16 protein-coding genes are annotated in these 8885 nt (G+C 65.8%); 2 read left to right on the forward strand and 14 right to left on the reverse strand.

The genetic code is table 11. From position 1 onward, the window contains the following. Positions 1-23: 23 nt before the first annotated feature. Positions 24-476, reverse strand: coding sequence for a cytochrome c (locus VF522_RS05090; protein ID WP_330907148.1), 453 nt, complete (start codon positions 474-476; stop codon positions 24-26). Positions 477-637: 161 nt separating this feature from the next. On the opposite strand from VF522_RS05090, the gene VF522_RS05095 reads away from it, so the two are divergent. Next, complete coding sequence (locus tag VF522_RS05095; protein WP_330907149.1) at positions 638-1318, forward strand: cytochrome b/b6 domain-containing protein; 681 nt, start codon at positions 638-640, stop codon at positions 1316-1318. 54 nt (positions 1319-1372) lie between these two features. Beyond that, a complete protein-coding gene (locus tag VF522_RS05100) occupies positions 1373-1906 on the forward strand; it encodes a GNAT family N-acetyltransferase (protein WP_330907150.1) in 534 nt (177 codons plus the stop codon). A 36-nt stretch (positions 1907-1942) separates the two neighbouring features. On the opposite strand, the gene VF522_RS05105 is transcribed toward VF522_RS05100, so the two are convergent. The 13 genes from VF522_RS05105 to VF522_RS05165 form a co-directional block, all read right to left on the reverse strand. Then, positions 1943-2449: a peroxiredoxin gene (locus tag VF522_RS05105; RefSeq protein ID WP_330907151.1), complete on the reverse strand. Its 507-nt coding sequence runs from the start codon at positions 2447-2449 to the stop codon at positions 1943-1945. Between the two features lie 85 nt (positions 2450-2534). Continuing rightward, the gene (gene rpsQ, locus VF522_RS05110) at positions 2535-2804 is read right to left on the reverse strand and encodes a 30S ribosomal protein S17 (RefSeq protein WP_330907152.1); all 270 of its coding nucleotides are present in this window, start codon (positions 2802-2804) and stop codon (positions 2535-2537) included. A gap of 2 nt (positions 2805-2806) precedes the next feature. After that, positions 2807-3019, reverse strand: coding sequence for a 50S ribosomal protein L29 (gene rpmC, locus VF522_RS05115; protein WP_330907153.1), 213 nt, complete (start codon positions 3017-3019; stop codon positions 2807-2809). 12 nt (positions 3020-3031) lie between these two features. Beyond that, on the reverse strand, positions 3032-3448 hold the full coding sequence (gene rplP / locus VF522_RS05120; protein WP_330907154.1) for a 50S ribosomal protein L16: 417 nt from the start codon (positions 3446-3448) through the stop codon (positions 3032-3034). A gap of 2 nt (positions 3449-3450) precedes the next feature. Then, positions 3451-4389: a 30S ribosomal protein S3 gene (gene rpsC, locus VF522_RS05125; RefSeq protein WP_330907155.1), complete on the reverse strand. Its 939-nt coding sequence runs from the start codon at positions 4387-4389 to the stop codon at positions 3451-3453. A gap of 8 nt (positions 4390-4397) precedes the next feature. After that, positions 4398-4730: a 50S ribosomal protein L22 gene (gene rplV, locus VF522_RS05130; protein WP_193675724.1), complete on the reverse strand. Its 333-nt coding sequence runs from the start codon at positions 4728-4730 to the stop codon at positions 4398-4400. Between the two features lie 9 nt (positions 4731-4739). Further along, positions 4740-5018 (reverse strand): 30S ribosomal protein S19, encoded by a 279-nt coding sequence (gene rpsS, locus VF522_RS05135; RefSeq protein WP_330907156.1) that lies wholly within the window; start codon positions 5016-5018, stop codon positions 4740-4742. 12 nt (positions 5019-5030) lie between these two features. Then, on the reverse strand, positions 5031-5855 hold the full coding sequence (gene rplB / locus VF522_RS05140; RefSeq protein WP_330907157.1) for a 50S ribosomal protein L2: 825 nt from the start codon (positions 5853-5855) through the stop codon (positions 5031-5033). A gap of 2 nt (positions 5856-5857) precedes the next feature. After that, positions 5858-6178 (reverse strand): 50S ribosomal protein L23, encoded by a 321-nt coding sequence (gene rplW, locus VF522_RS05145; RefSeq protein WP_330907158.1) that lies wholly within the window; start codon positions 6176-6178, stop codon positions 5858-5860. Then, a complete protein-coding gene (gene rplD, locus VF522_RS05150) occupies positions 6175-6795 on the reverse strand; it encodes a 50S ribosomal protein L4 (protein ID WP_330907159.1) in 621 nt (206 codons plus the stop codon). The genes rplW and rplD overlap by 4 nt, the downstream gene beginning before the upstream one ends. Continuing rightward, positions 6796-7494: a 50S ribosomal protein L3 gene (gene rplC / locus VF522_RS05155; RefSeq protein WP_330907160.1), complete on the reverse strand. Its 699-nt coding sequence runs from the start codon at positions 7492-7494 to the stop codon at positions 6796-6798. 225 nt (positions 7495-7719) lie between these two features. Next, positions 7720-8031 carry a 30S ribosomal protein S10 gene (rpsJ, locus tag VF522_RS05160; protein WP_145895499.1) on the reverse strand — a complete coding sequence of 104 codons (312 nt, stop codon included), beginning with the start codon at positions 8029-8031 and terminating at the stop codon, positions 7720-7722. Between the two features lie 5 nt (positions 8032-8036). Then, on the reverse strand, positions 8037-8885 hold an 849-nt coding region (locus tag VF522_RS05165; protein ID WP_330907161.1), incomplete at its 5' end, for an elongation factor Tu.

Here is an 8885-nt window from a genome sequence, read left to right on the forward strand (position 1 = left end):
GGGCTTTTTCATGCCAGGTCCGTTTACTGGTTCCGGAAGTTGTCGTGGCAGCCCTTGCAGGTCTGCGCGGTATTGCCGAAGGCCGACTTCAGGTTGTCGAAGCTGTTGGTCTTGGCGGCGGCCAGCAGCTTGCCGGTGGAGTCCATCAACTTCTCGTTGTGCTCCTTGAACTTGGCCGGCTCGCTCCAGATCTCCGATTTCGCCTTCTGCGACAGCTTGTCGGTGTTGGCCGTGAACGCGGGCCAGGGCAGCTGGGACATCTCCGCCACGATCTCGGCGTTGTCGGTCGCGACCTTCGCGTCGTAGGGGGCGCGGCCGTTGGCCATGGCGCCGATGCGCCCGAAGTGCTGCGACATCACGAACATCACGCTCTGGCGGTACTTGACGGCATCCTCCGGCTTGGCGAACTGCGCGGACGCCGGGCTGGACAGCGTGAGCAGGGCGGCCGCGATGGCGAAGGGGACGGCAAACTTCATGAGTTCTTCTCCGGATGGTTAAAGTGACGGATGCCTGTGCAGCAGACCGCGGACCCTGGCAAAAGTTCGGCCCGCGGCGCGCCACCCCGGGAATCTACTGAGACCGGCGCCCGAGGGCCAGCGGGGCTGTCGCACCGCCCCAACAAACGACGAGGACCACCATGGCATACCGCGTGCGCGTCTGGGACCTGCCAACCCGCGTCTTCCACTGGCTGCTGGCGCTGGCCGTGGTCGGCCTGCTGGTCACCGGCTACACGGGCGGCAACGCGCTGCCCTGGCATGCGCGGCTCGGCTACACCGTGTTCGCGCTGCTGCTGTTTCGCATCGTGTGGGGCTTCGCGGGCGGGCACTGGTCGAAGTTCCGCAACTTCCTGTTCGCTCCGCGCAGCGTGCTGGCCTATGTGGGCGGGCGCCCCCATCCCGACCATCTCGTCGGGCACAACCCGCTGGGCGCGGGCTCGGTGTTCGCGATGCTGCTGGTGCTGGCGGCGCAGGTGGCCACCGGGCTGTTCGCCGACGACGAGATCGCCTTCACCGGGCCCCTGAACCGCTTCGTGTCGACCGCGCGCGGCCTCTCGGCCACCTGGTACCACAAGGAAGTCGGGCAGTTGCTGGTGATCGCGCTGGTGCTGCTGCACCTGGGCGCGGTCGGCTGGTACGTCGTGAAGAAGCGGCAGGTGCTGGTGCGGCCGATGATCGCCGGGGACAAGGAACTCGCCGCGCCCGCGGTCTCCTCGCGCGACGACCTGGCTTCGCGCGTGGTGGCCCTGGTTGTCATCGCCGTGTGCGCGAGCCTGGTCGCCTGGATCGTGCACCTGGGGAACACGGGCAACGGAGCATAGCTCGACCGTGTGGCTTGACTAGAATGGTCCGTCCATGGACTCGCAATCCGGATCTTGGACACAGCGCCACTGCCCCTGATCGAACTCTCGTCTCCCTCGGGCGCGCCCGAATTCGAGGAGGTGCGCACGATCTTCCGGGAATACGCCGAAGGGCTCGGCGTCGATCTCTGCTTCCAGAATTTCGAGCAGGAACTCGCCGAACTGCCCGGCGAGTACGCGGCGCCGCGCGGCGCGCTGTTCCTCGCGCGGGTGGACGGCGAACTGGCCGGTTGCTGCGCGCTGCGGCCGCTGGATTCCAGCGACTACCCGAACGCCTCAGAAATGAAGCGCCTGTACGTGCGCAAGGCCTTCCGCGGCTTCGGCCTCGGCCGGCGGCTCGCCGAGGCCACGCTCGATGCGGCGCGCCGGGCGGGCTTCGACTGCGTGCTGCTGGACACGCTGGACGACATGGAGGCGGCGCGCGCCCTCTACGAGGACCTCGGCTTCGAGGACATCCCGCCCTACTATCACAACCCGGTGCCGGGCGCGCACTACCTCAAGGCGGATCTCTGGAACACTTCGCCGGCGGCGTTGAGCAGCAGATTCTGAGCTCCGTCATTCCCGCGCAGGCGGGGATGACGGGGGTCAGCCCCGTGCCTGCGCCAGCAGCGTGCCCGCGTCGCTCACCTCGAACTTGCCCGGCGCCTCGACGTTCATCGAAGCCACCTTGCCGTCCTTGACCAGCATCGAATAGCGCTGGCTGCGCAGGCCCATGCCGCGGGCGTTGAGGTCGAGCGTCAGGCCGATCGCCTTGGCGAATTCGCCGCTGCCGTCGGCCAGCATGCGGACCTTGCCGGCGGTCTTCTGGTCGCGCGCCCAGGCGCCCATCACGAAGGCGTCGTTGACGCTCACGCACCAGATCTCGTCGACGCCGCTGGCTTTCAGCTCGGCGAACTTCTCGACGTAGCCGGGCACGTGCTTGGCGGAGCACGTCGGCGTGAACGCGCCGGGCAGCGCGAACAGGGCGATGGTCTTGCCCTGGGTGGCTTCCCGCACCTTCACGGGGTTGGGGCCGATGCTGCAGCCGTTGCCTTCGACTTCCGAATATTCCTGCAGGGTGACGTCAGGGAGTTGCTCGCCGACCTGGATCATGTTCATCTCCTCAATGGGGTGGGACAAAAGAAAAACGGCCCACGATTGTGGGCCGTTTCGGGCTTGCCTGCAGCGGGGCCGGGTCTTAGACCAGCGCCGCCTTTTCGAGCAGGCGGGTCGCGACCCAGTTCTTGGTGCGCGAGATCGGGCGGCTTTCCTGGATCTCGATCAGGTCGCCGGTGTGGAACTCGCCGTTCTCGTCGTGCGCGTGGTACTTGCTCGACTTGATCACGATCTTGCCGTAGATCGGGTGCTTCACCCGACGCTCGACCAGCACCGTCACGGTCTTGGTGCGCTTGTCGCTCACCACGCGGCCGACCAGAGTGCGCTTGAGGGAGGTTTTCGCTTCCGTCATCTTCACTCCTTGGACTTGGCGGATTCCGCACGCTTCTGCGCCAGGATGGTCTTGGCGCGAGCGATGTCACGGCGCGTGGAACGCAGCGTGGCGGTGTTGTTGAGCTGTTGGGTGGCTTTCTGCATGCGCAGGCCGAAATGGGCCTTCTGCAGGCTCTTCACTTCGGTTTCCACGCCGGCGGCGTCCTTGGAACGCAGATCATTGGCTTTCGTCATGGTCCTTGCTCCTTACTGGCCGATCATGCGGGTGACGAACGTGGTGCGCAGCGGCAGCTTTGCAGCGGCCAGCTTGAACGCTTCACGCGCGAGTTCCTCGGGCACGCCGACGATCTCGAACACGACCTTGCCCGGCTGGATCTCGGCCACGTAGTACTCGGGGTTGCCCTTGCCGTTACCCATACGCACTTCAGCGGGCTTCTGGGAGATCGGCTTGTCGGGGAACACGCGGATCCAGATGCGGCCGCCACGCTTCACGTGACGGGAGATCGCGCGACGCGCGGCCTCGATCTGGCGGGCCGTCAGGCGACCGCGGTCGGTGCACTTCAGTCCGAAGTCGCCGAACGCCACGGAGTTGCCGGTGGTGGCAATGCCCGTGTTGCGGCCTTTTTGCTCTTTGCGGTATTTGCGGCGAGCAGGTTGCAGCATGTTTACTCTCCTTTACCGTCGGCGGGGTTGCCACCAGCCGGCGCGGCGCCCGTCTTACGGGGCACGCGCTTAACGGTAGATTTCGGCGCTTCGGGAGCGCCTGCGGTTGCTTCAGCGGGCTTGTCGCTGCCTTCGGCAGGGGCGACGTTGGTCGCACCGGCGTCGCGGCGGGGACCGCCACGGCCGGCGCCCGGACCACGGCGATCGCCGCCGGGGCCGCCACGGCGGTCGCCGTCGCGGCGCGGGCCACGCGGGCCACGGCGCTCTTCGCCTTCGGGACGCGGCGTGCTGTCCAGGGACGGCACGTCGTTGCGGCCCAGGGTGTCACCCTTGTAGACCCACACCTTGACGCCGATGACGCCGTAGGTGGTCTTGGCTTCGGAGAAGCCGTAGTCGATGTCCGCGCGCAGCGTGTGCAGCGGCACACGGCCTTCGCGGTACCACTCGGTACGGGCGATCTCGATGCCGTTCAGGCGGCCGGCGGACATGATCTTGATGCCCTGGGCGCCCAGGCGCATCGCGTTCTGCATGGCGCGCTTCATCGCGCGGCGGAACATGATGCGCTTCTCGAGCTGCTGGGTGATCGAGTCGGCGATCAGCTGTGCATCGACTTCGGGCTTGCGCACTTCCTCGATGTTCACGGCGACCGGCACGCCCAGGCGGACGGCCAGTTCCTTCTTCAGCGCCTCGATGTCCTCGCCCTTCTTGCCGATCACCACGCCCGGGCGGGCGGAGTAGATCGTGATGCGCGCGTTCTTGGCCGGACGCTCGATCAGGACGCGCGAGACCGCAGCGTTCTTCAGCTTGGTCTTCAGGTATTCGCGGACCTTGATGTCCTCGCCGAGCATGTCGGCGAAGTCACGGTTGTTCGCGTACCAGCGGGAGTTCCAGTTGCGGGTGACGGCCAGGCGGAAGCCGGTCGGATGGATCTTCTGTCCCATGTTCTTCCTCAGTTCCCGACGGTCACGTACACGTGGCACGTACCCTTGCTGATGCGGTTGCCGCGGCCCTTGGCGCGCGCGGTGAAGCGCTTCAGCACCGTGCCTTGTTCCACGTAGATCGTCTTGACCTTCAGCTCGTCGATGTCGACGCCGTCGTTGTGCTCGGCGTTCGCGATCGCGGACTCCAGCACCTTCTTGACGATGACGGCACCCTTCTTCTGGGTGAAGTTCAGGATGTTCAGGGCCTGGTCCACCTTCTTGCCGCGGATCAGGTCGGCCACGAGGCGGCCCTTGTCGACGGACAGGCGCACGCCGCGGAGAATCGCTTTGGTTTCAGCCATTTCTCAGCCTCACTTCTTCACGACTTTTTTGTCGGCGGGGTGACCCTTGAAGGTGCGCGTCAGGGCGAATTCGCCCAGCTTGTGGCCCACCATCTGGTCGGTGATGTAGACCGGCACGTGCTGCTTGCCGTTGTGCACGGCAATGGTCAGGCCGATGAAATCGGGCAGGACCATCGAGCGGCGCGACCAGGTCTTGATCGGCTTCTTGTCCTTGGTGGAAACGGCCTTGTCGACCTTGGCCACCAGGTGGTGGTCCACGAACGGACCCTTCTTGAGAGAACGCGTCATGTTGCGGACCCCTTACTTCTTGCGGCGCGAGACGATGAACGTCTGCGTGCGCTTGTTGTTGCGAGTACGGTAACCCTTGGTCAGGTTGCCCCACGGGTCGACAGGATGGCGGCCTTCGCCGGTCTTGCCCTCGCCGCCGCCGTGCGGGTGGTCGACCGGGTTCATCACCACGCCGCGGACGGTCGGGCGGATGCCCATGTGGCGCTTGACACCGGCCTTGCCCAACTGGCGCAGGCTGTGTTCTTCGTTGGCCACTTCACCGATGGTGGCGCGGCACTCGACGTGGATCCTGCGGACTTCGCCGGAGCGCAGCCGGACCTGGGCGTACACGCCTTCGCGAGCCAGCAGCGTCGCGGAGGTGCCCGCCGAACGCACGATCTGCGCGCCCTTGCCGGGCTGCAGTTCGATGCAGTGGATCGTGGAACCCACCGGGATGTTGCGGATCGGCAGCGTGTTGCCCGCGCGGATCGGCGCCTCGGAGCCGGAAACCAGCGTCGAGCCGACTTCCAGGCCGCGGGGGGCGATCACGTAGCGGCGCTCGCCGTCGGCGTACACCACCAGGGCGATGTGGGCCGAGCGGTTCGGGTCGTACTCGATGCGCTCCACCTTCGCCGGGATGCCGTCCTTGTTGCGGACGAAATCGACCACGCGGTAGTGGTGCTTGTGGCCACCGCCCTTGTGGCGGGTGGTGATGTGGCCGTTGTTGTTGCGGCCGGCCTTCTGGATCTGGGGTTCCAGCAGGGGCGCGTAACCGGCACCCTTGTGCAGGTGGTCGCGCGAGATCTTCACCGTGCCGCGCTGGCCGGGAGTCGTCGGTTTGAGCTTGATGACTGCCATGATTAAGCGGTCTCCCCGGAGAAGTTCAGCTCCTGGCCCGGCTGCAGCGTCACATACGCCTTGCGGATGTTGTCGCGGCGGCCCACGGAACGGCCAAAGCGCTTGGTCTTGCCCTTGATGTTGGCGACGGACACGCCCTTGACCTGCACCTTGAACATCAGTTCGACGGCGGCCTTGATCTCGGGCTTGGTGGCGTCCTGCAGGACCTTGAAGGTCACGGCATTGGTCTTGTCGGCCACCATGGTCGCCTTCTCGGAGACGATGGGGGCGACGAGGACCTGCATCAGGCGGCCTTCATCGTATTTCTTGGAGGCGGTGCTCATGCGAACATCTCCTTCAGCTTCTCGATCGCGCCCTTGGTGACGAGCACTTTCTTGTAATGCACCAGGCTCACCGGGTCGGCGTAACGCGGCTCGACGATGAGCACGTTGGCCAGGTTGCGGGAGGCGAGGTACAGGTTTTCGTCCACTTCGTCGGCGATCACCAGCACCGACTCCAGGTTCATCTTCTTGAACTTGGCGGCCAGCTGCTTCGTCTTGGGGCTGTCGAGCTTCAGGGACTCGAGGACCGCCAGACGGCCGTCGCGGGCCAGCTGGGAGAAGATCGACGCCATGCCGGCGCGGTACATCTTCTTGTTGATCTTCTGGGAGAAGTTTTCGTCCGGGCTGTTCGGGAAGATCCGGCCGCCTCCGCGCCACAGCGGCGAAGAGGTCATGCCGGCGCGGGCGCGGCCCGTGCCCTTCTGGCGGAACGGCTTCTTGGTCGAGTGCTTGACCTGCTCGCGGTCCTTCTGGGCGCGCGTGCCTTGACGGGCATTCGCCTGGAAGGCCACCACGATCTGGTGGATCAGCGCTTCGTTGTATTCACGGCCGAACACGGTCTCGGGGGCGTCGATCTTCGACGCGGCCTGGCCCTGCTCGTTCAGGAGTTCGAGTTGCATTTACTTCTTCCCCTTCTCGGCCTTGGCTTGCACCTGGACCGGCTTCGGCTGGCCCTTGGCGGCCAGGCGAACGGTCACGAAACCGTTCTTCGCGCCGGGGACGGCGCCCTTGACCAGCAGCAGGCCACGGGCCTCGTCCACGCGGACGACGTCGAGGTTCTGCACGGTGGTGGTCACGTCGCCCAGGTGGCCCGACATGCGCTTGCCCGGGAACACGCGGCCCGGATCCTGCGCCATCGAGATCGAGCCCGGCACGTTGTGCGAACGGCTGTTGCCGTGCGACGCGCGCTGCGAGCTGAAGTTGTGGCGCTTGATGGTGCCCGTGAAGCCCTTGCCGATCGAGGTGCCCTGCACGTCGACCAGCTGGCCGGCGGCGAAGATGTCCTGCACCGGCACGGCCTTGCCCGCGGCGTACTTGCCGGCGGTGTCGGCGTCGACACGGAATTCACGGATGATTTCACCGGCTTCGACACCCGCCTTGGCGAGGTGGCCGGCGGCCGGCTTGGTGACGCGCGAGGCGCGGCGTGCACCGAACGTGACCTGCAGGGCCACGTAGCCGTCGTTGTCCTGGTTCTTGACCTGGGTCACGCGGTTGTTCGACACGTCCAGCACCGTGACGGGAACTGCGTCCCCTTCATCGGTGAAGACACGCATCATGCCCACCTTGCGGCCCAGCAACCCGAGGCTGCTCAGACTCATGTTGTTACTCCGTTGCTTTCGCCGCAGCCGCTGCAATTGGCTTCTGCGTTTGGGCCGCGAAGGCCCTGCGAAAGAGGGTTGATCACGCCGGCTTGACCGGCGACTAAATAGCTCCGCCCGGCGCAAACCGAGCGAAGCCTGCGATTGTAGCAGTCTTCCTACAAAGCTGCCAGGATGAAAAAGAGCCGCCTCGAGGGCGGCTCTTCCGGAACGCAAACCGCAGGGTTACTGCAGCTTGATCTCCACGTCCACGCCGGCCGGCAGGTCCAGCTTCATCAGGGCGTCGACCGTCTTGTCGGTCGGGTCGACGATGTCCATCAGGCGCTGGTGCGTGCGGATCTCGAACTGGTCGCGCGACGACTTGTTGACGTGCGGCGAACGCAGGATGTCGAAGCGCTTCATGCGCGTCGGCAGGGGCACGGGGCCCTTGACGATGGCGCCGGTGCGCTTGGCGGTGTCGACGATCTCGGCGGCGGACTGGTCGATCAGCTTGTAATCGAAGGCCTTGAGGCGGATGCGGATCTTTTGCTGGGCCATGGCCATTACTCCATGATCTTGGCAACGACGCCGGAACCGACGGTCCGGCCGCCTTCGCGGATGGCGAAGCGCAGGCCTTCTTCCATCGCGATCGGGGCGATCAGCTTGACGGTGATCGTCACGTTGTCGCCGGGCATGACCATTTCCTTGTCCTTCGGCAGCTCGATCGCGCCGGTCACGTCCGTCGTGCGGAAGTAGAACTGCGGGCGATAGTTGTTGAAGAACGGCGTGTGGCGGCCGCCTTCGTCCTTGCTCAGCACGTAGATCTCGGCGGAGAAGTGCGTGTGCGGCTTGACGCTGCCCGGCTTGGCCAGCACCTGGCCGCGCTGGACTTCTTCGCGCTTGGTGCCGCGCAGCAGGATGCCGACGTTGTCGCCGGCCTGGCCCTGGTCCAGCAGCTTGCGGAACATTTCCACGCCGGTGCAGATGGTCTTGACCGTCGGGGTCAGGCCCACGATCTCGATTTCCTCGCCGACCTTGACCACGCCACGCTCCACGCGGCCGGTCACCACGGTGCCGCGGCCGGAGATGGAGAACACGTCTTCCACCGGCATCAGGAAGGCGCCGTCCACCGCCCGCTGGGGCGTGGGGAAGTAGGTGTCCATGGCATCGGCCAGGCGCATGATGGCCTGCTCGCCCAGGTCGCCCTTGTCGCCTTCCAGCGCCAGCTTGGCCGAACCCTTGATGATCGGGGTGTCGTCGCCGGGGAAGTCGTACTTGGTCAGGAGCTCGCGCACTTCCATCTCGACCAGCTCGAGCAGCTCGGCGTCGTCGACCATGTCGCACTTGTTCATGAACACGATGATGTGCGGCACGCCCACCTGGCGGGCCAGCAGGATGTGCTCGCGCGTCTG

The sequence above is a fragment of the Ramlibacter sp. genome (assembly GCF_036383835.1).
Lineage (GTDB): Bacteria > Pseudomonadota > Gammaproteobacteria > Burkholderiales > Burkholderiaceae_C > Ramlibacter.